The following is a 21561-nucleotide window of genomic DNA, read 5'->3' as shown; positions in this document are numbered from 1 at the left end:
CCAGCCCCCCGGAAAGCAACCCGCGCAGGGCCAGGCGAGGGCGCTGCCCTCGACCCGCAAGGGGGCGCGGCCCCCTTGACCCCAATCTGTTGATAAACAAATGGTTTCCAAAGGCACCGCCTTTGGTGGGGTTCGGGGCAAAGCCCCGAAAGTAGTCTAGCCCCGCGCGGGCGCGCGCTTGCGCGACGACGGGCTGGTGCGGGCCGGGGCCCGGCCGGCCCGGGCGCCGCCCGGGCCCTGGGAGAAGCCGCCCTTGCCGCCCGGCTTGCGCGGCGCGCCACGACCGCGTTCGCCCGGCGCCGCCCGGCCGCGCGGGCCACCGGCGGGGGCGCCGGCCGGGGTGATCCGCACCTCGTCCGAATCGGTGGCGGCCACGCAGGCGCCGAACCGCTCGGCCGAGGACGCCGAGATTTCGAACAGCGTATGGTCGTCGGCGATGCGGATCGCGCCGATATCGGTCTTGCGCACCCCGCCCAGGCGGCAGATCAGCGGCACCAGCCATTTCGGATCGGCCTTGTCCTGGCGGCCGACGCTCATCGAAAACCAGGCCCCGGCACCCTGCATGGCGTGCTCCTCGCGCGCCGGACGCTCCGTGCGCCGGGCGTAATCGCCCTCGCGCGGCGCGCGCGGGGCCTCGACGCGCAGCGGGCGGATATCCTCGGGGTCGGGCAGGTGGGCGCGATAGGCCTGCAGCAGCGCGCTGGCCAGTTGTTCGGCGCTGCGTCCCTCGACCATACGGGCGACCAGGTCCTCGTCGCCCGGGGCGGCGCTCTCGGTCAGGATCGGGTCGTTCAGCAGCCGTTCGGCATCCTGGGCGCGGATCGCATCGGCGGTCGGCACCGCAATCCATTCGGCGCTCAGCTTCGCCGTGGCCAGCAGCCGCTCGGCGCGGCGGCGCATCGACACCGGCACCACCAGGGCGCACACGCCCTTGCGCCCGGCGCGGCCGGTCCGGCCCGAGCGATGCAGCAGCGTGGCGCTGTCGGTCGGCAGGCTGGCATGGATCACCAGCCCCAGGGCCGGAATATCGATGCCGCGGGCCGCCACGTCGGTGGCCACGCACACGCGGGCCTGCCCGGTGCGCAGGCTCTCGATCGCGCGCGTGCGCTCGTTCTGCCCCAGCTCGCCCGACAGCGCGACCGACGAAAAGCCCCGCTCCAGCAGCGCGCCCTGCATGTGGCGGACCAGTTCGCGCGTGGCGCAGAACACCATCGCGGTCTTGCTGTCGGTAAAGCGTAGGATGTTGACCACCGCCGGGATGATCTCGCGCGCATCGGTCAGCACGGCGCGATAGGTGATGTCGGCATGCTGCCGCGCGCCCGACAGCGTGTCGATGCGCAGCGCATCGCGCTGATAGCGGCGCGCCAGGGCCGCGATCTCCTTGGCGATGGTGGCCGAGAACAGCAGCGTGCGCCGTGTATCGGGCATCGCGTCCAGCAACTGTTCCAGCTCCTCGCGAAAGCCCAGGTCCAGCATCTCGTCGGCTTCGTCCAGCACGACGACGCGCAGGTCGGACAGGACCAGCCGGCCGCGCGACTGGTGGTCGCACAGCCGCCCCGGCGTGCCCACCACGATATGGGCGCCGATCTCCAGCGCCCGGGCCTCGCGCCGCGCATCCATGCCGCCGATGCATGACACGATGCGCGCGCCGGCCGGGCCGTACAGCCAGGCCAGTTCGCGCTGCACCTGCATGGCCAGTTCGCGGGTCGGCGCGATGATCACCGCCAGCGGCGCCCCGGCGGGGCCGAAACGCTCGGCGCCGCCCAGCAGCGTGTCGGCCATCGCCAGGCCGAAGGCAACGGTCTTGCCCGATCCGGTCTGCGCCGACACCAGCAGGTCCCGCCCGTCCGCCGCGACGTCCAGGACGGCCTTCTGGACCGGGGTCGGCTCGGCATAGCCGCGCGCATCGAGCGCGCGCTGAAGAGCGGGATGGGTTTCGGGAAACGGCATGGGTCGGTCAATCCGGACAGAAAGGGCGCGGCCGACGGGCCGCGGGACAAGCAGGTGCGCAAAGCGGGAGAAAGGCGGTGCATAAAGAACCCCCGCCCAAAAGGCCAGCAATAAAGCAGCCCCACCCTATGGCACAAAATTCAGGGCCCGCCCGGAAACGGGCGCCGGCGACGAAAACCGCGCGCTGCACCACCGCCAGGCGCGCAACGGCATGGAAGTCCAAGAGCCCATTCGGGAATGGGTGCTGGTGAGCGGGAGCGGCCCGCAGGGCCGCGCCCGGCGTGTGTTTCCGAGCACCGAAGCGGAGCGGCCTTGATGGCCGCGAGCATCGGAGCGCAGGAAACGCGCGTCGGACCGCCGCCAGCGCGCATTCCCGAACGGGCTCTCTCTCTCTCAGGGTACCAGCACCGCCGCACCTTCAAACCGCCCCGCGCGCAAATCGGCCAGCGCCCGGTTGGCGTCGCGCAGCGCATAGCGGGTGGTCCGGGTCCGGATCTGCATCCCGGGCGCCCGCGACAGGAAATCGATCCCGTCCTGCCGCGTCAGGTTGGCGACCGACAGCACCTGCCGTTCTTCCCACAGCAGCGCATAGGGAAAGCCGGGGATGTCGCTCATATGGATGCCGGCGCAGACCACGCGGCCGCCCTTGCGCACCGCGGCCAGCGCGGCAGGGACCAGCGCGCCGTCGGGGGCGAAGATGATGGCGGCATCCAGGGCCTCGGGCGGCGCCTGGTCCGAGCCGCCGGCCCAGCGCGCGCCCAGTTCCCGGGCGAAATTCTGGGTCGCGCTATCGCCCGGCCGGGTAAAGCCGTACACAGTGCGGCCCTGGCCGATGGCGACCTGCGCGATGATGTGCGCGGCCGCGCCGAACCCGTACAGCCCCAGCGCCCGCGCATCGTCCCCCGCCATGGCCAGCGCGCGCCAGCCGATCAGCCCGGCGCACAGCAGCGGCGCCAGCGCGACGTCGTCGCCTTCCTCGCCCAGCGGAAAGGCATAGCGCGCATCGGCGATCGCCGCGGTGGCATAGCCGCCGTCACGCGTATAGCCGGTGAACAGCGGACGATCGCACAGATTTTCCCGCGCCGCGCGGCAATAGGGGCAGGTGCCGCAGGTATGGCCCAGCCATGGAACCCCGACCCGTTGGCCCAGCCGCAGATCCTCCACGCCCGCGCCCAGCGCGTCGATCCGGCCGACGATCTCATGCCCCGGAATCAGCGGATGGCCGGGGAAGGGCAGGTCGCCGTCGACGACATGCAGGTCGGTCCGGCAGACGCCGCAGGCACTGACCGTCACCCGGATTTCGCCGGGGCCGGGCAGGCGGTCGGGCAGGTCCACCCATTCCAGCGCGGTCCGGGGGGCATTCAGGCGCATGGCATGCATCGCGGGCACTCCGTTCGGCGGGCCGGTCCCGGCCATCCCATCTGGTCCGTTCCATCCGGACCATTCCATCCAACCCATTCCATCCGGCAACGCCGTCCTCTGCCATGATCTGGATCAGAATCGCCGGTCATGACCGGATTGTGACGGGCGGCGGCGATGCGCGTCGTTAAGACTGCCTCGGCACGCGGCCGGCAGGCGCGCACGCCCCACGCATGCAAACGACAAGAAGACGCAAGAGAGTGCTCCAAATGGCCAAGATCAAGGTCAAGGAACCGGTCGTCGAACTCGACGGCGACGAAATGACGCGGATCATCTGGCGTTTCATCAAGGACAGGCTGATCCTGCCCTATCTGGAGATCACGCTGAAATATTACGATCTGGGGATCGAAAACCGCGACGCGACCGACGATGGGGTGACGGTCGCGGCCGCCGAGGCGATCCGGCGATACCGGGTCGGCGTCAAATGCGCGACGATCACGCCGGACGAGGCCCGGATGGCCGAATTCGGGCTGAAGCAGATGTGGCGCTCGCCCAATGGCACGATCCGCAACATCCTGGACGGCACGATCTTCCGCGAACCCATCGTCTGTTCCAACGTGCCCCGCCTGGTGCCGCACTGGACGCAGCCCATCGTGATCGGCCGCCACGCCTATGGCGACATCTATCGCGCGGCCGAGACGCGGATCCCCGGCCCCGGCACGGTCACGCTGACCTATCGCCCCGCCGACGGCGGCGCGCCGGTCGACATGGCGGTGCATGATTTCCAGGGGCCCGGCGTGGCGCTGGGCATGCATAACACAAGGGCATCGGTCGAAGGCTTCGCCCGCGCGTCGCTGACCTATGGCCGGGACCGCGGGCTGCCGGTCTATCTGTCGACCAAGAACACGATCCTGAAAACCTATGACGGCATGTTCAAGGACGTGTTCCAGCAGGTGTTCGACACCGAGTTCAAGGCGGATTTCGACCGGCTGGGCCTGACTTACGAACACCGGCTGATCGACGACATGGTGGCCTCCGCCCTGAAATGGAGCGGCGGCTATGTCTGGGCCTGCAAGAATTACGACGGCGACGTCGAAAGCGACATCGTGGCCCAGGGCTTCGGCAGCCTGGGGCTGATGACCTCGGTCCTGCTCAACCCGGCCGGCGACGTGGTCGAGGCCGAGGCCGCGCACGGCACCGTCACCCGCCATTACCGCGAACACCAGAAGGGACGGCCGACCAGCACCAACCCGATCGCCTCGATCTTCGCCTGGACGCGCGGCCTGGCCTATCGCGGCCGCTTCGACAACACGCCCGAGGTAACGCGCTTCGCCGAAACCCTCGAACGCGTCTGCATCGAAACGGTCGAGGCCGGACAGATGACCAAGGACCTCGCCCTGCTGGTCGGACCCGATACGAAATGGCTGACCACCCAGGACTTCCTGGCCGCACTGGACACCAACCTGCGCAAGGCCCTGGCCGCGCCGGCCTGACTGCAAGCGGCGCGCCGCCCATTGGTATAACTCAACAAAAATTGCCTTCGGAAAAGCCGATGCGGTTCATCACACCAATCGAGTTGTGACAGCGCCCACTTCTACTACGTCGCGTGCATGACTCGGTCACATACTCGCCATCCGGGATGGCGATGCCTTTAATTGCAATATCGTCAATAAGATGTAGATAATTACATTTTCATAATTACGTCGGAAAGCGATAAATTTCCGCCGCATTTTATTGCGGCGCGCAACATAACGCCAGAGCATAGTCGATATAATAAAAGGTGCACGATAAATGTGTTGTTGCGCCCGTCATCGGGCTTCTTCTGGGCCCGTGCAAATTGCCGTAATTTCACCACGGGCGTGTAACCTGTCCCGATATTGAATGCCCCGTTAAACGTCTGAACGCCAAGTTTGGCTTGGAACTTTTGCGATTGAGGCATGCCAGTACGTCTCTGCCGGCAGCCATGGGAATTATTGACATGCGATATTAGATTATCGTTTGACGAGAAGTTCGGCAACCGACTATACGGAGCTTGGAAGCTAGGGATGATGTGAGATGACGGTCGTCGCATTTGTAAGACCAACGCCAGTAGAAGCCGCTGTGAGGGATGCTCCCGAAACAAGGGAGGAGTCTCGTCTCAGACTTTATGGGAAAACTCTATCCGCACTTTTCATGGTGCTGTTAATTTCGTGTTCAACGCTTGTGTTGGTTGGTTTTACGGCATTGCTGTGCAGAACGAGAATCTTCGTTTCCGCCGGCACGCTTGGCGGGCAAATGGGATTTGCATTTTCTTCTACGTTCGATCCGTTAGCCTGGTCCAGCGAGATCCAACGCGGCTTTGTTCCCGTATCGCATCTGCCGGTTTGGGTTTCCACGCTAGCGGCAGTCCTCTTGATTATTCGATTTCTACCAGGACTGATGATTCTCTGGTATTTGCATCGACTATTTTCGTTATATGCCCAGGGATCGATATTTACCAACAGTCATACGTTGCAAATGCAGAGAATTGCTTATGCAGTTCTTCTGTATTCGGTAATTCGGTTTATTACGCACCCTGCGATGTATGCGATTGGGCTGGCGCCCGACATAATTAAATACGATATCCAACAATTGGATGCCTCAGTTCTGGGCTTGATCCTATTGGCTGTGGCGCACGTCATGGCAATCGGGAGTCGTATTCAACAAGAGCAGGAGGATTATATATAATGCCAATAATACTTCATTTGGACATGATGCTTGTCCGCCGCAAGATGAAATCGAACGAACTGGCGCGAGCCGTGGGGATTACGGAACCTAACCTCTCTTCGATAAAATCAGGAAAAATCAAGGGTATTCGGTTCTCGACTCTGGAAGCCATATGCAAGCATCTCCGCTGCCAGCCCGGAGACCTGCTCGAATACGTGCCCGAAGACGGAGAAAGCCCTGTTCAATTCCGTGAAGTGGGATGAGCAGCAGGCGCTGCAAACGCGTTACGTCATTATGAGTCTTCAGCAGCCAAAAGCGGCCGCTGATCTGTTCAGGGCAATATCCCCCGTAACCTGAGGATGTCTGTGCGCCATGCACACGGAATGCAAGAATGCTCGCTCCATAACAATACGAATAAGAAATGAAATATGGTTGCGCGTCCGGCTTGCCGTAGAAATTGTAACGATAGGACTTTGCTCAGGCTGCGCTGTCGGGCCGGATTTTCGTCACCCAACTTCGCATTTGCCAATTCGCTACACCGAAACTGCATTGTCAGCGCACACAGCGTCGTCGCCCACAGCACAAGGCCAGATGCAGACCTTGATCATGGGACGCGACATCCCTGGCGCTTGGTGGCAGCTCTTTCGTTCTCCAGTGCTTACGCAATTGGTAACAACGGCTATCCGCAACAACCCGGGGTTGGAGGCTTCACGTCAGGCCCTCCGCAATGCGGAGGAGGTGACACTCGCGGAATATAGCGGCTTGTCGCCTGCGGTGAGTGGTTCATTTTCCCGCACCCGCGGCAATTTTCCACTCGCTCCCAGCGGTCAGCCGAACACGTCCTTGAGCTACGGCTACTACGACGCCCATTTGGAATTAAGCTATAATTTCGATGTCTGGGGTAAAACACGCCGGACGATCGAGCAACAATCCGCGCAGGCCGACTTCCAGCGTGCGCAGCTTGAGGCGTTTTTGTTGACGTTGACCGGCAACGTCGTCTCCACGGCCATCAATGAGGCCTCTCTACGTGGCCAACTCGCCGAACAGCAACGCCTCATCATCTTTGAGCGGAACTATTTGCGGACCATCCAGAACCAGTTCGCTCTGGGGGGCGCCACCGCCACGGATGTCGCCCTGCAACAGGCGCAACTGGGCCAGCAGGAAGCTCTTCTGCCGCAAATCAAAACCGAACTCGCCCAGGCACGCCACGCGATGGCAGCCTATCTGGGCGCGACGCCGGCGGAGGCCCACGTCCCCATCCTCGACCTTGCCACTCTGGAATTGCCAACGGACGTACCCGTCAGCCTGCCATCCGCCCTGCTGGAACAGCGCCCCGATATCCGGCAGGCAGAAGCCAATCTGCACGCCGCTACGGCCGGCGTAGGCATCGCGATTGCGAACCGCCTGCCGCAGTTCACACTGACCGGTGATCTCGGCTCCGAAGCCACGCGGGCCGGGGAGCTTATGACACCGGGTAACGGACTTGCGACATTGGCGATGCAGGCGCTCCAGCCCATTTTTCAGGGCGGCAACCTTCTTCATCAGCAACGGGCCGCCGTCGCCTCGATGCGGCAATACGCTGCCCAATGGCAACAAACAGTGGTGGGTGCCTTCCAGGATGTCGCCAACGCCCTGGTGCAACTCCAGAACGACAGTTGGCAACTTGCCGCCACTCTTGCCACCGAGCAAGCATCCGCTCGCGCCCTGTCACTCGCACAGAGGCAGTACCAGTTGGGAGGCGTCTCCTACCTGACCGTGCTGACCAGTGAGGTCACCTACCAGAATGCTGCGATTGCCCTGGTTCGCGCGCGTGCTGCCCGCCTTGCGGACACCGCAGCCTTGTTCGTCGCATTGGGTGGGGGATGGTGGAACCGTCAAGATCTGCCTCCTCCACCATCTGACGTCCTCCATTCCCTCCTGCCATGGAGCCACTCATGATCGCGATCCCACGCGGAAAACGTCGTGCCTGCCTGACACTGATACTCTGTTGCGGCCTCCTTGGCCTCGATCGAACGGCATACGCACAAGAGACCACGCAGGTCGTTTCGACTGTGATCGCGCATCGCACGATATGGCAACCAACATTCGAAGCCGTCGGTAACCTGCGTGCCCGTTGGGGCGCGGATCTCGCTTTCCAGACGGCTGGGATTGTATCGGAACTGGACTTCCACTCTGGGCAAGACGTTGACGCCGGCACCAAATTGGCGCGGTTGCAACTGAATGACGAACCTGGCCTGCTGGCCGAATATCAAGCTCAGGCAGATCTCGATCAGATCGTCTTCAATCGCGATACGCGGCAATATCAAGTCCAGGCCGTCAGTAAAGCCACGGTCGATCACGATCGCCTCACGCTCCAGGCGGATCACAGTCGCGCTGTGGCAGAGCAAGGTGTGATCGGAATGAAGACGCTGCGTGCGCCATTCTCTGGGCGCCTCGGGGTACGTCGAGTCGATCCTGGCCAATATTTGCAACCCGGGACAGTTGTCGTCACGCTCCAGGCTCTGGATCCGATCTACGTCGACTTCTACGTGCCACAGAATATGTCCGCCTATTTGAAAGAGGGAAGTCCCGTAACAGTGACGGTCGATGCATGGCCGGGGCACAACTTCGCCGGCGCCGTTACAGCCGTCACGCCGCAGGTAGATGTACCAAGCAGGACGATACTGGTCCGTGCCCGGTTGGGCAATCACGATCATGCGCTCGTGCCGGGGATGTTTGCAATCGTACGGCTCATGTATGGGGTGGCAGCCAGACAAATCACGATTCCAAAATCAGCCGTGACTTTTTCGACCTTCGGAACCAGCGTTTGGACCGTTCAATCGTCCGGCGACCACAAGAAAGAAATTGTTCGACAAACTGCAGTTGTAACGGGAGAGAGTCGTGGCGACCAGGTTGAGGTCCTGTCCGGCCTGACCGATGGTCAGAAAATCGTCAGTGCAGGGCAGATCAAGCTCTACGAAGGCGCGCCCGTCACCGAGAACAATATCATCCAGCCGGATGCGAGTGCCGATCCCCATCCGCCGCAGGAATGAGGAAACCCGACGATGCGTTTCACCGACCTGTTCATACGCCGTCCAGTCTTATCTATTGTGGTGTGCCTGCTGATCGTCGTCATGGGTGTGCATGCCGGTCTTTCGCTTCCGATCCAACGATTCCCTCAAACCGTCAGTGCCACGATCCAAGTCTCGACGACCTATTACGGCGCCGATGCCGCCACCATGGCGGGCTTCGTGACGACTCCGATCGAAAATGCCATTTCGGCGACCGGCGGGGTCGACTATATCGATTCTACAAGTGCCACCAGCCTTAGCACTGTGACGCTGCATCTGCGTCTGAACCAGGATCCAAAGGCCGCCATCGCACAGGTCCAGGCATATGTCTCGGCTATCGGCAATAAGCTTCCACCGGGTACGCAGCAGCCCGTTATCACCATGACCAACAACGAAGGGTCCGCGATGTATATTGCGGTATCCAGTCGGACGCTGCGTCCGGAGCAGGTCTCCGATTACGCAAGTCGCGTAGTTCTTCCACAGTTACAGGCGGTACCGGGTGTACTGCACGCTACTGACATGACCGAAGCTAATCTGGCCTTGCGTGTCTGGTTCGATGCCCGACGATTGGCGGGCTACGGCCTTACGGCGAGCGCAGCCGTGCTCGCATTGCAAGAAAACGACTATGTTACGGGCGTTGGTACGACCATGGGCGGCATGAGTTTTACCAATCTGGCGATTACCAGCGGTCTGCATACCGAAGAGCAGTTTCGAAATCTTGTCCTGATCCGAAGCGGATCTGCTATCATTAAACTAGGAGACGTGGCACGCATCGAATTGGGCCCCGAAGCGACCAATATCGGCGTGACGGACGGTTTGGGGCAGGGGGCATTTATTCGTGTCACCCTGACGCCCGGCGCAAATATGCTGGAAACCGCCGCCGGCCTGCGAATGGCCTTCGCCCACATCGTATCCGGCTTGCCGCCCGATATCCGTGCTAACATTGTTTTCGATCTCTCGGATTTCGTACGCGCGTCCCTTCAGGAAGTAATGCGGACACTGGCCGAGGCCGTGGTGATCGTGGCCGTCGTCATTTTCCTCTTCCTCGGGTCTTTCCGCTCGGTCCTGATACCGTTGGTGACGATTCCGGTGTCCTTGATCGGTACGCTGGCATTGATGAAAGTGCTCGGTTTCTCTGTCAATTCGCTGACATTGCTGGCGCTCGTATTGGCAATCGGTCTGGTGGTCGACGACGCGATTATCATGGTCGAGAATGTGAATAGACATCTTGCCAACGGGCAGACGCCTTTGCAGGCATCCTTATCGGCTGGCCGCGAATTGGCCGGTCCGGTCATTGCCATGACTGTCGTTCTGATCGCCGCTTATATCCCGGTAGGACTTCAGAAAGGCCTGATCGGTGCGCTGTTCACGGAATTCGCCTTCACGTTGGCTGCCAGCGTCACGGTCTCGGCCGTTCTCGCACTAACATTGTCTCCCATGATGTGCGCCTGTCTGCTCAGACCTCATGGCGCGCAGGCTGGCCGCCTCGTTCGTCTCGGCGATAGCGGGCTGCATCTCATGCACCGTGTTTATGCCAATTTTCTCCGCCATAGCCTATCCTTCTGGCCGGTCACGGTCATTTTGGCATTCTTTATCATGGGCGCGACGGGGTGGATGTTCCGGGGCGCAAGAAGCGAACTCGCGCCACCCGAGGATATGGGGCTCGTCGCCGTCGCTGGTCAGGCGCCCCCTTCCACGACGTTGGATTTTGTAAAGAAATACAACGCGTCCGTTCTCGCTGCCTTTAAGACCATTCCGGAAATGCGTGATTACTGGCTGGTCGATGCGCCGAGAATGCAGGATGGCGGAATTGCCTTGACGGCGTGGGACAAGCGTACGCGCACCGCAACGGAGATCCAGGAAGCATTACAGAACCGCCTCAACCAAATTCCGGGGCTCCAGTTGGCTGTCTTTCAACCCCCATCTCTGCCCGGTTCGCGAGGAATGCCGATTCAGTTCGTGCTCAAAGGCTCTGGTTCGGCCGAGGAACTTGCGGCGGTAAGTAAAACGATCCTGATGCAAGCTCGCAAGAGCGGCCTATTTGCCTATATCGATAATGACCTTGTCATAGATCAGCCTCAGATCACCATAGATCTGGATCGCAATAAGATCGGCGAACTCGGTCTAAAGGTCGAGGACATCGGCGATGGCCTTAACTGGTTGCTGGGCGGCGGCTACGTAAATTATTTCAGTCGCGACCAGAGGTCCTACCGTGTCATGCCGATGGTTACGCGAAATCAGCGTCTGAATGCCGAACAGATTCTGAATTATCCGATCGCCTTCGTGCCGCAGCCGAATGGTCCCAGCATTCCTGTCCCGCTTTCAACGGTTGCCACTTTGACCCATCAAGTGGTTCCGGAACAGATCGCTCATTTCCAGCAACTTAACGCAACAACATTGCAGGGTATTCCCCGCCACGGCGTTTCTACCGACCAAGCTTATGCCGAACTCCAGAAACTCGCCGACCGATACCTGCCGGGCGGGTTCGCAACCGACACGTCAGGCTCGCTGAGAGACTACATCGCTGAACGCGGGTCATTCCTTCCAGGATTCGGCTTCGGCCTTGTCATTATTTTTCTGGCGCTTGCCGCCCTGTTTGAAAGCTTCCGCGACCCGCTGATCATTCTCATATCCGTGCCGATGTCAGTCGCGGGGGCCATGCTATTCCTCTGGCTGGGTATCGGAGGCGCGTCCATCAATCTGTATAGCGAGATCGGATTGGTCTCATTGGCAGGACTGATCAGCAAGCACGGCATTCTGATCGTCGAGGTGGCCAATGAGCAACAAGCCAGAGGATCGTCGAAACTTGCGGCCATCGAACATGCGGCTCTTCTGCGCTTGCGGCCGATCCTGATGACAAGTGGCGCCATGGTGCTCGGTGTGCTGCCATTGTTGTTCGCGTCCGGAGCCGGGGCCGCCTCACGCTATGTCATGGGACTGGTACTGGCCAGCGGCCTCGCCATCGGAACCGTGTTTACGCTCTTCATCGTGCCGGCATTTTACCTGTTGTTGGCTCGAAGGAGAGGAGCTTCTACCGAACCTGCCCCCGACATGCCCTCAGTGTTAAGTTAGGGCCTCCCGGGAAAACGCCGGCAACGCCGTCGGGGCCTTGGATCTGCCCGTCGCGGCTCAGCCTGGGCACTGGATCGCACGCCGGCGACCAACCACGCGGGCTGCAGCAGGATCACGCATCTGTAGACCGAAGATCGACAATAGGGCCGTCAATCGCTCGGAGCGAACGCCAAAGTTCAAGCCGGCGGAACGAAGATCCTCTCCGGAAACGCCCTTTCGACCGCGTCAAGAAAAGCACGGACCTTGGCGCCGACAAGGCGGCGCGCGCTCTGAAGCGCCCAGATCTCGACCGGCGGGCCGGCATGCGTCCCCCAACAGGCAAGCCGGCCCGAAGCGATATCGTCCGCGACCAGAAGCCTCGGCAGCACCGCCGCGCCTGCGCCCGCCAGCACGGCATCGCGCACCATCAGCAGCGACGAGAGCCGCATGACCGGCTCCGGCCCCAGGACGATCTCCGTTTCCGTTCCGGCGCGCATGCGCCAAACGATATCGGGCGCCGCCGTGCCCAGCAGGACGGCCTTCACGGCACGCGCCCCGCCATCGTCCATCGGGGCGGGCCGCGCCATGTCCGCCGGCGCCACGATCAGGCGTTCGTCATTCAGGAACCGACGACCGACAAGGCGCTCGTCCGGCGCGGGGTCGACCCGGATCACCAGGTCATAGCCGTCTTCGACCGGATCGACCTTGCGATCCTCGGCGACGATCTCAAGCTGGACCTCGGGATAGGCACGCGCAAAACGGGCGCCGATCCGGGGAAGGGCGACATGGGCGAAGACCACCGGCGCGCTGACCCGCAACCTGCCCCGCGGCGTCGATGCCCCCAGGATGACGGCCTCGCCGGCTTCCGCGATCTCCGACAGCGGCCCTTCCGTGCGCGCATGGAGCGCACGCCCCTCGTCGGTCAGGCGCAGGCTGTGGGCACCGCGCTCGATCAGCCTGACACCCAGGCTCTGTTCCAGTTCGGCGACCCGGCGCGACAGCGTCGCCTTCGGCCGGCCGGTCACGCGGCTGGCGCGCCCGAACCCGCCATAGGCAGCGACCAGGTTGAAGGCGGACAAGGCGTCGAGATTCATCACGCTGTTCCGATAATGAGACGGACAATCTCAAAAATGCCATCTCCCCTCCGGTAATGGAACGAATATCTCTCTCCTCGAGACGCACAACCGCTCGCAACCTCTCGAGGAGCTTTCAAAATGGCTATTTTGGTAACCGGCAGCACAGGGACCATCGGGTCCCAGGTCCTGGCCCACCTGCAGGGCCGCAATGTCGATGTCCGCGCCATGACCCGTTCGCCCGAAACGGCGCGCTTGCCCGCCGGCGTGATCCCGGTCCGCGGCGATCCCGGCGACGTGGAGTCACTGCGCGCGGCATTCCAGGGCATCAGCACGCTGTTCCTGCTGGTTCCGAACGTCGCCGACGAACTGACCCAGGCCATGCTGGCGCTGACAGTGGCCCGGGAGTCCGGCGTCAAGGGCATCGTCTATCTGTCGGTGTTCAAGGGCGCGGCCTATGCCGACGTGCCGCATTTCGCCGGCAAATACACGGTCGAGCGGATGATCGACGCGCTCGACCTTCCCGCCACGATCCTGCGCCCGGCCTATTTCATCCAGAACGATTTTCGCCAGAAGGACCCGCTGCTGACATTCGGCGCCTATGGCGCGCCGATCGGCGCGAAGGGCATCTCGATGGTCGATATCCGCGACATCGGCGAGGCCGCGGCGATCGAACTCGCGCGCCGGGAACATGCCGCCGCGCCGCTCGGCCGCGAGACCTATGAACTGGTCGGTCCGGACAGCCTGACCGGCGAGGAGATCGCCGCGATCTGGCGCAAGGCGCTCGGCCGTCCCATCCGCTACGGCGGCGACGATCTCGGCATGATGGAACAGCGCCTCCGAACCATGCTGCCCGCCTGGCATGCGCTCGACCTGCGCCTGATGTTCGCCCGCTACCAGGCCGACGGCGCGGCGGCGACCCCGGACGACGTCGCGCGCCTCACCCGATTGCTCGGCCGCGCGCCGCGCGCATACGCCTCCTTCGCCAGGGACGCCGCCGCCCAGTGGGCGAAAGGCTGAACACGCACCATCCCCCGATCAGGAGCGGGCGCGCGGCTGGATCGTGGTCCTCATGCAGCATTCCTGCTCGCCGCGCGCACGGTCGCGCCGAACCCGATCCAGAGCAGAAGTGACGGAACGGCAATGCACCCGAGCGTGTAGAACGCGGACGAATATCCCAAAGCCTCCGCAAGCCAACCGCCCAGGGCGGGCGACAGGCCGGCGCCGACCCCCTGGGCGGTCATGACCATGCCGAGACCGACATTGACGCGTCCGGTTCCGCGGAGCAGACGCGCGACCAGACCGGGGACGGCGACGCTTTGCAGCCCCGCGCCGATCCCGTCGAGCATCTGCACCGGCCATACGCCCCAATGCTGGATAAAACTGCCCGCAAGCACGCCGCGCAGCGGAAGCGCCGCAAAGGAGACGAGCAGCACGATCCAGTAACCGCGCCGTGCGGCGAGACGCATGGCCAGCAGGCTGACGACAATCATCACGGCCTGGGCCACGACGACGGTCGTCGCCGTGAACATGGCGGGATCGCCCTTGCCCGCGCTGACCACCGCCATGCCATAGAGCGGCAGCATCGCGGCATTGCCGAGGTGAAAGCAGCACAGGCACACCGCCAGGACCAGCAGGGGCTTGTGGTGGAGAAACGATCTCAGGCCCTCGGCCCGAGTTTCGGAATCATGGTCCGTGCCGTCCTCCAGTCCGCGCGCCGCCCGATGATCGATGGATGTTTCCGGGACGGCCAGCACCGAGGCAATGGCAAGCACGCCGAAAGCAGCAGAGAGAAAAAAGATCGCCGGCAGTCCGAAGCGCCAGCCGAACCAGCCGGACAGGCCCGCGCCGGCCATGTTCCCGGCATGGTTCCAGGCCTGGTTGCGTCCCATCTGGGCGTTGAAACCCTTTTGACGCACGATGCCGAGCGTCATGCCGGCCATCGCCGGTCCGATCGCGGCGCCCGCAACGGCCGTCGCAAGCTGGCTCAGCGTCACGACGATCGCGGACTGCGACAACAGCAACAGGAATGAAGCCAGGACGGTGCACAGGCCCGTGACGATCACGACCAGACGCTTTCGCCGCGTGTGGTCGATGAACGCTCCGGTCGGGATCGCCGCCAGCATGCCGGCGATCCCCCCGGCGGTCATGACGGACCCGATGGGGCCGGTCTCCCACCCATGGCGCTGGAGGAACACGCCAAGGAAAGGGCCGATCCCCGCCTGCACGTCCGCCATGAAGAAATTGAGCGCGCACAGGGCAAGCACGGCGCGATGCCGCCGCCGAGGCGAACGGTCCCCGCCCGTATCGGCATCCGCGGCAAGGGCGAGCGTCATCAAGCCTTCGTCTGCCATTGGACCCCGATCGCACCTTCGGTGCGCCGCCCCGCGCCCCGCCAAAGGCGACGCCTTTGGAAACCATTCGTTATCGAGGAATCGGGTATCGACGAATCGGGGTCAAGGGGTCCGCGACCCCTTGCGGGTCGAGGGCAGCGCCCTCGCCTTCAGGCGGCTGGGTACCAGGCGCCGCCCGTCACGCATCGTCCACCGCCCGGTACGGCGACAGGGCATCCAGCTCGGCCATCTCGCCCAGAACATGCGCGCGCTCGCGGGCCAGGACATCCCCGACCGCCGACCGCAGGCCCGGATGCTCGATCCAGTGCGCGGAATAGGTCGGGCAGGGGCGATAGCCCCGCTGGATCTTGTGCTCGCCCTGCGCCCCGGCCTCGACCCGCGCCAGCCCGTGCGCGATCGCGAACTCGATCGCGCGGTAATAGCACAGCTCGAAATGCAGGAACGGGTACTCGCCGTCGCACCCCCAGTTGCGGCCATACAGCGCGTCCGCGCCCATCAGGTTCAGCGCCCCGGCCACCGGCGCGCCGTCGCGTTCGGCCAGCATCAGCACCACCCGCTCGCCCAGCCGCTCGGACAGCAGCGGAAAGAATTCCGGCGTCAGATAGGCGCTGCCCCATTTACGATCGACGGTCGAGGTATAAAACCGATAGAAATGGGCCCAGATCTCGGGCGTGATCGCCCCGCCGCGCAGCGTGCGAAAGGTCAGGCCGCACGCATTGGCGTCGCGCCGCTCGCGCTTCAGCACCTTGCGCTTGCGCGACGACAGCGCGGCCAGGAAATCGTCGAAATCGCGATAGCCGCGATTGTCCCAATGAAACTGCATGCCCTGGCGCAGCAGCCAGCCGGCCCGGCCGAATGCCTCATGCTCCTCCGCCGTGCAGAACGTCGCATGGACCGAGGACAGCTCCAGCGCCCCGCACGCCTGGCGCAGCGCGCCGATCAGCGCACTGCGCAGCGCCGGAACATCGGCCGCGCCCGCGCGGACCAGCAGACGCGGCCCCGGCACCGGCGAAAACGGCACCGCGACCTGCAATTTGGGATAGTACGCCCCTCCGGCCCGCTCCAGCGCCTGGGCCCAGGACTGGTCGAACACATATTCGCCATAGGAATGGGACTTGGCATAAAGCGGGGCCGCGGCCAGCAGCCGCCCGTCCTTGCCGCGGATCGCCGCATGCTGCGGCAGCCAGCCGGTGCGCGGCCCGGTCGACCCGCTCTCTTCCAGCGCCGAGAGAAAGGCATGGCTGACGAACGGATTGTCCGCGCCGGCGCAATCATCCCATTCGGCCGCCGGAATCTCGGCGATCGCGCGATGCAGGCTCAGCGTCAGGTCAGCCATGGAACGGGCGGCCATCGGCGGGCGCCCCTCAGCCGATCTCGAACAGGCCTTCGACCTCGACCGCCGCGTCCAGCGGCAGCGACGGCACCCCGATGGTCGAGCGCGCATGGCGCCCCGCCTCGCCGAAAATGGCGACCGCCAGGTCCGATGCTCCGTTCATGACGGCGGCATGCTGGGTAAAGCTGGGTACGCAGGCGATGAACCCGCCCAGCCGCACCACGCGCCGCACCCGCGACAGGTCGCCGACCGCCGCGCGGACCTGGGCGATGATGTTGATCATGCAATAGCGGGCGGCCTCGACCCCGATTTCGGTCGCCACGTCCGCGCCCAGCTTGCCGGTGGCGAACAGCTTGCCGTCGACCAGCGGCAACTGGCCCGAAACGACCAGCAGCGACCCGCTGACGGCAGTGCCGACATAGGTCGCGACCGGGGCCGGCGGAATGGGCAGGATGATACCGTGCTGGTCCAGGCGGGCTTCGGGGGTGCTGTCCATCATGGGATACTCCTGTATTCGACACTGGAATCAATATCTTAGTGGCCTGCTGATCCCGCCAGCCTCACCCCACCAGCCTCAGCCGGCCGGCGCGCCGCGGGGGCGTCTCGCCCGGCGCGGCGGGCAGGTCCAGCGGCAGCATCGGCGACGGGGCGTCGGCGACGGGGTCCTGGTGCGGGGCGTCGGGCAGTCTGTTGCCCAGATAGGCATCCGACAAGGCCCGGAATGCATAATCCAGCAGCGACGTGGCATAGGCCGCCACGGGATCGCCCTCGACGGTGCCCGCCGGGCCGAACCGAGTATAGGCGAACGCCGCGACATAATCATCCAGCGGCGCGCCATATTGCAAACCGATGCTGACGGCCTGGCCCAGCGCATCCATCAACCCCCGGGCGACCGCGCTTTCGCGCGCGGGCGTCAGTGCGATCTCCCCCAGCGTGCCGTCCTCGTACTCCCCGGTGCGCAGGAACAGCCGATGCCCGCCGACGCTGGCCTTCTGGGTAAAGCCGCCATGGCGGGCCGGCAGGTGGCGCCGCACGCCGCGTTCCAGCGCCAGCCGCCGGCGCAGCGGCAGGGCGGCCGGGTCGGGGCGGGCCGGCATCTGGTCCACGAATCCCGTCAGCGCCCGATGCATGGCCTGGTGGGCCTGGATGTCCGGCAGGGTCAGCACCGCCTCGCCGGCCAGCGCGGCGGCAAAGGCGGCTTCGGGCGTCAATCCCCGCCAGGCCAGCCGCGCCAGCGTGCTGGCGGCCAGCCGCCCATCCGGCCGCAAGGGCGAGAAGATCGGCGCCAGGCCGCAGGATTCCGCGCCCAGCAGCGCGTCGATCGGCCCTGGCGTGGAAAAGCCGGTGCAGATCCGCGGCAGCGGGGTTGCGATCTCCACGGCGGCCTCGCGCCAGACGGCCCGGGCGGTTTCCGCCAGGCCCGGCACCGCGCAGCGCGCCGGCGGCAGCAGCAGCGCATCCGCCCCGCTGCCTTCATGCGCCACCAGCGTGGCCAGCGACGCCAGGCTGCAGGCCACGTCGCGCGCCGCGTCGCTGTCATAATCCAGGCCCAGCGCCGCCAGGCACGCATCCAGGTTGGTCAGCAGCAGGTCGCCCGCGACGGCCGGCACGGGCATCGGGTCGTCCTCGGCCGGCGCACGGCCCTTGCGCGCACGGGCCGGTTGCGGCGCCGGCACCGGCGGAAAGGGCAGTTCCCCATTGCGCAGCGGCGCGCGCCGCTGCGCCACGTCGCGCAGCATCAGGCACAGCAGGCGCAGCGCGGCGACGAAATCCTCGGCCAGGAAGCCCGTGCCCGCCTGCACGAAGCCGCACAGATTCACGACAAAGCCCGGGCGGCGGTCATGCTCGCCGGTCCACAGCGACTCGGTCGGCGCCGCCTGGCGCAGCATCAGCAGACAGGACAGCGACCGCGCCTGGGCCAGATGCGGCCCCTGGGCCAGCTCGTCGATCCAGCGCGCGGCCTCGGTCGCCAGGCGGATCGGCCCCTGGCCCCGGGCCAGCCGGACCAGCGCCGACGCCGCCTCGTCGTCCCAGTCGACGGGCAGGGTGACGGCGCGCGGGGCGTCGTCCGGGTCGGCGGCAGCCTGCACGCTGCGCATGCGGATGCCGTTCCAATGGCTACGGGCTGTCATGGCGGCAGTCTAGGCACGCCGCGCCGCCCGGTGAAAGCCGCATATGGTAGGGCCACCGCTATACAGACCACTGTATATTGTGGATATGGGGGATAACTCCCCGGTTCCCGCAATGCCGGACATGTGAGGTCGCGATGCGCCCGGGCGGGATGGACCATGGGCGAAAGATGGCGCTACCATCCGGCCATGGCAAATCTCGGCACCCGGATCTACACCAAATTCAAGGGCCGCCTGGTCGGCAAGGACGCCGACGGCCGCTGCTATTACGAAGCGCGGACGGCGAATCGGACCGGCGGCGGACTGAAGCGCCACGAACGCTGGGTGATCTACCGCAAGGGCGAGGACGCGTCCGCCGTGCCGCCGGAATGGTGGGGCTGGCTGCACCATGTCGAGGACGCGCCCCTGCCCGAAAGCGCCCGCCAGCCCTGGCAACTGCCCTATCAGCCCAACCGCACCGGCACGATCGAGGCGTATCGCCCGCCCGGCAGCGATTATCGCGGCGGCCGGCGCGCCCCCTCGACCAGCGATTATCAGGCCTGGTTCCCCGAGTCCTGACGCCCGGCCGCCACGGCGGCACCCGCTTCCGGCGCCCGCCAGGATAATGCCGACCATATTCCGGCCAGATTTCGATGCTCCAGCATAGCGGCAGCCGGCCCCTGTTCACGGGATGCCGGCGCCGATAGAATGCAGCGGAACGGAGCAAGGCAGGGGCGTTTCCTTTTATAGGATCCCCAGCCGGCGGGCCCCTCCAGCAGGGATGCCCCAGACAGGGATGCCCAGAAGGGATGCGATTCAGATGGTGAGTGCGGTTCCAGTCAGAGGGGGCCGAAACCCGGCCGAACTTGCCGCCGGGTGCGGGGTCCTCGTCCTGCTGGGCGGCCTGCTGGCCTTCGCCGTGGTCGACAAGGGCCACCGGCACGAAAACGGCTACCGGCTTGGGGCCTCCTTCGCCCATATCGACGGGCTGTCGGTGGGGTCGGACGTGCGCCTGGCCGGGGTGACGGTGGGCCAGGTGGTCGCCGAACGGGTCGATCCCGCCAGCTACAAGGCACAGGTGACCTTCACCGTGCGCCCCGACATCCGCCTGCCGACCGACAGCGCCGCGATTATCACCAGCGACAGCCTGCTGGGCGGCAAATATATCGCGCTGTCTCCCGGCGGAAACGACGCCATCCTGCGCCCCGGGGCGGAAATCGCGCAGACCCAGGGGTCGATCAGCCTGGAACAGTTGCTCAGCCGTTTCATCTTCTCTGTGACCGATTCCATGACGAAGGCGAACCAGCAGCGGGCCACCCAGGGCGGGACCGCCCCCCCGGCCGGGCAGCCGGGGGGGGACTCCCCGCAATGAGCGACGGGGCCCTGCCGCCGCCGCCCGCCATCTGGCGCCAGCCCGATGGCAGCCCGGTCTCGTGCCAGGACAAGCTGCGCGTCCTGGCCGAGAATTACCGGGAATTGTGCGAGGTCATGCGCGACGCCTTCGAGGACGCGGTGCTGATCGGCGTCGACGCGCAGGAAATGAAGCAGGTCATCCACGGAATCGTGTCCGCATTGCAAAGCCCCAAAGCGTGAGACACGCCGCCATCGTTCGCCTGGCGGTGCTGGCCGCCCTTTCCTGTCACGGGGTCGCGTCCCTCCAGGGTACCGCGCGGGCCGCCGAAATCGTCAACCCGCCGCTGATCTACCCGCCCGATACCTGGCAGGGGCGGTCCAGCGCCACGATCCGGGTCCTCGACACGCTGGATTCCCACGTGCAGGTCCTGACCGTCCCCGTGGGGCAGGACGCGACCTACAAGGCGCTCACCATCCATGTCGGCGCCTGCCGCGACCGTCCGGCGACGCTGGCGCCCGATGCGGCGGCATGGGTCTCGGTCCGCGACGCGCGGCAGGACGGCCCGGGCTTCGATGGCTGGATGCTGGCGCAGGAACCGTTCCTCGGCGTGTTCCAGGACCCGGTCTATACCGTCCAGCTCACGGGCTGCGACGGCGCGACGACGGCCCCCACGCCGCCGCCCCTGACCCCGCCCGTCACCGCGGACGCCACCCCGGCCCCGGACGCGGGGGCAGCCCCGGGCGCGACTCCGAACACGGCCCCCGGCGCGGCTCCCCCCAGTGCCGCTCCCACTGCCGCGGCGCCGCCCAATATCCCGCCGTCCGCTACCCCGTCCGTCGCCGTGCCGTCTCCGGCCGCGGCCGCCCCCGCGCGCCCCGCCGCGCCGGCATCGGGCGGGCAGCCCCTCTCCCTGGTCCCGCCGGACGAGGGCGACACATCGCCGCCGCCGTCGATGCCTGTTGCATCGCAGCCGTCGTCGATGCCTGTTGCACCGCCGGCGATTGCGGGCCAGCATCAGGCCCTGCCCCCGCCGACGCCGTATCAGGCGGGCATGGACGGGGGAGGCGGCTCGGGCAAGGGGGCGCCATTGTCCCTGCTGCCCCCGCCGACACCCGACACGCCGCAGGATCAGCCCGCGGCGCCGCAACCCGGTCCGGATCAGCCGCAGCCGGGACAGCCCCAATCCCTGCTTCCCCGCTAGCCGGGGCGGCCCTCGGGCAAGAGGGCGGGATGGGTAACGACGC

General features: G+C 65.3%; 18 protein-coding genes. 11 read left to right on the top strand and 7 right to left on the bottom strand.

Annotated features, from left to right (window positions below; translation table 11 throughout):
• Positions 1-156: 156 nt before the first annotated feature.
• The gene (locus tag AAC691_RS09615) at positions 157-1950 is read right to left on the bottom strand and encodes a DEAD/DEAH box helicase (RefSeq protein ID WP_342629879.1); all 1794 of its coding nucleotides are present in this window, start codon (positions 1948-1950) and stop codon (positions 157-159) included.
• Positions 1951-2343: 393 nt separating this feature from the next.
• A complete protein-coding gene (locus tag AAC691_RS09610) occupies positions 2344-3330 on the bottom strand; it encodes a zinc-dependent alcohol dehydrogenase family protein (RefSeq protein WP_342629878.1) in 987 nt (328 codons plus the stop codon).
• A gap of 248 nt (positions 3331-3578) precedes the next feature.
• On the opposite strand from AAC691_RS09610, the gene AAC691_RS09605 reads away from it, so the two are divergent.
• The 6 genes from AAC691_RS09605 (at position 3579) to AAC691_RS09580 (ending at position 12116) form a co-directional block, all read left to right on the top strand.
• The gene (locus AAC691_RS09605; protein ID WP_342629877.1) at positions 3579-4802 is read left to right on the top strand and encodes an NADP-dependent isocitrate dehydrogenase; all 1224 of its coding nucleotides are present in this window, start codon (positions 3579-3581) and stop codon (positions 4800-4802) included.
• Between the two features lie 562 nt (positions 4803-5364).
• Positions 5365-6015 carry a DUF2975 domain-containing protein gene (locus AAC691_RS09600; protein ID WP_342629876.1) on the top strand — a complete coding sequence of 217 codons (651 nt, stop codon included), beginning with the start codon at positions 5365-5367 and terminating at the stop codon, positions 6013-6015.
• Entirely contained in the window at positions 6015-6257 is a 243-nt protein-coding gene (locus AAC691_RS09595; RefSeq protein ID WP_342629875.1) for a helix-turn-helix transcriptional regulator, read from the top strand. Before AAC691_RS09600 ends, AAC691_RS09595 begins: the two co-directional genes overlap by 1 nt.
• A 109-nt stretch (positions 6258-6366) precedes the next feature.
• Positions 6367-7932 carry an efflux transporter outer membrane subunit gene (locus AAC691_RS09590; RefSeq protein WP_342629874.1) on the top strand — a complete coding sequence of 522 codons (1566 nt, stop codon included), beginning with the start codon at positions 6367-6369 and terminating at the stop codon, positions 7930-7932.
• Positions 7929-9026 (top strand): efflux RND transporter periplasmic adaptor subunit, encoded by a 1098-nt coding sequence (locus tag AAC691_RS09585; protein ID WP_342629873.1) that lies wholly within the window; start codon positions 7929-7931, stop codon positions 9024-9026. Before AAC691_RS09590 ends, AAC691_RS09585 begins: the two co-directional genes overlap by 4 nt.
• 12 nt (positions 9027-9038) lie before the next feature.
• The gene (locus AAC691_RS09580; RefSeq protein ID WP_342629872.1) at positions 9039-12116 is read left to right on the top strand and encodes an efflux RND transporter permease subunit; all 3078 of its coding nucleotides are present in this window, start codon (positions 9039-9041) and stop codon (positions 12114-12116) included.
• Between the two features lie 176 nt (positions 12117-12292).
• On the opposite strand, the gene AAC691_RS09575 is transcribed toward AAC691_RS09580, so the two are convergent.
• Positions 12293-13189 carry a LysR family transcriptional regulator gene (locus AAC691_RS09575; RefSeq protein ID WP_342629871.1) on the bottom strand — a complete coding sequence of 299 codons (897 nt, stop codon included), beginning with the start codon at positions 13187-13189 and terminating at the stop codon, positions 12293-12295.
• Positions 13190-13309: 120 nt separating this feature from the next.
• Between AAC691_RS09575 and AAC691_RS09570 the strand changes: the two genes are divergently transcribed.
• A complete protein-coding gene (locus AAC691_RS09570; protein WP_342629870.1) occupies positions 13310-14188 on the top strand; it encodes an NmrA/HSCARG family protein in 879 nt (292 codons plus the stop codon).
• A gap of 50 nt (positions 14189-14238) precedes the next feature.
• On the opposite strand, the gene AAC691_RS09565 is transcribed toward AAC691_RS09570, so the two are convergent.
• The 4 genes from AAC691_RS09565 to AAC691_RS09550 form a co-directional block, all read right to left on the bottom strand.
• Complete coding sequence (locus AAC691_RS09565) at positions 14239-15504, bottom strand: MFS transporter (RefSeq protein ID WP_342629869.1); 1266 nt, start codon at positions 15502-15504, stop codon at positions 14239-14241.
• Between the two features lie 196 nt (positions 15505-15700).
• Positions 15701-16858, bottom strand: coding sequence for a GNAT family N-acetyltransferase (locus AAC691_RS09560; protein ID WP_342629868.1), 1158 nt, complete (start codon positions 16856-16858; stop codon positions 15701-15703).
• A gap of 28 nt (positions 16859-16886) precedes the next feature.
• A complete protein-coding gene (locus AAC691_RS09555; RefSeq protein ID WP_342630182.1) occupies positions 16887-17351 on the bottom strand; it encodes a RidA family protein in 465 nt (154 codons plus the stop codon).
• 64 nt (positions 17352-17415) lie between these two features.
• Positions 17416-18987: a vitamin B12-dependent ribonucleotide reductase gene (locus AAC691_RS09550; RefSeq protein WP_342629867.1), complete on the bottom strand. Its 1572-nt coding sequence runs from the start codon at positions 18985-18987 to the stop codon at positions 17416-17418.
• A gap of 186 nt (positions 18988-19173) precedes the next feature.
• On the opposite strand from AAC691_RS09550, the gene AAC691_RS09545 reads away from it, so the two are divergent.
• The 4 genes from AAC691_RS09545 to AAC691_RS09530 all read left to right on the top strand — a co-directional run bounded on the left by AAC691_RS09545 (position 19174) and on the right by AAC691_RS09530 (position 21518).
• Positions 19174-19542 (top strand): NADH-ubiquinone oxidoreductase subunit NDUFA12 family protein, encoded by a 369-nt coding sequence (locus tag AAC691_RS09545; protein WP_176641188.1) that lies wholly within the window; start codon positions 19174-19176, stop codon positions 19540-19542.
• A gap of 241 nt (positions 19543-19783) precedes the next feature.
• Positions 19784-20335 carry an outer membrane lipid asymmetry maintenance protein MlaD gene (locus tag AAC691_RS09540; protein WP_342629866.1) on the top strand — a complete coding sequence of 184 codons (552 nt, stop codon included), beginning with the start codon at positions 19784-19786 and terminating at the stop codon, positions 20333-20335.
• Positions 20332-20556, top strand: coding sequence for a hypothetical protein (locus AAC691_RS09535; protein WP_342629865.1), 225 nt, complete (start codon positions 20332-20334; stop codon positions 20554-20556). Before AAC691_RS09540 ends, AAC691_RS09535 begins: the two co-directional genes overlap by 4 nt.
• A complete protein-coding gene (locus tag AAC691_RS09530) occupies positions 20553-21518 on the top strand; it encodes a DUF2155 domain-containing protein (protein WP_342629864.1) in 966 nt (321 codons plus the stop codon). The genes AAC691_RS09535 and AAC691_RS09530 overlap by 4 nt, the downstream gene beginning before the upstream one ends.
• Positions 21519-21561: the final 43 nt, after the last annotated feature.

It is taken from the genome of Nguyenibacter vanlangensis, assembly GCF_038719015.1.
Taxonomy (GTDB): domain Bacteria; phylum Pseudomonadota; class Alphaproteobacteria; order Acetobacterales; family Acetobacteraceae; genus Gluconacetobacter; species Gluconacetobacter vanlangensis.
The sequence above is the reverse complement of the archived record's forward strand: the minus strand, read 5'-3'. Positions and strand labels throughout refer to the sequence as shown.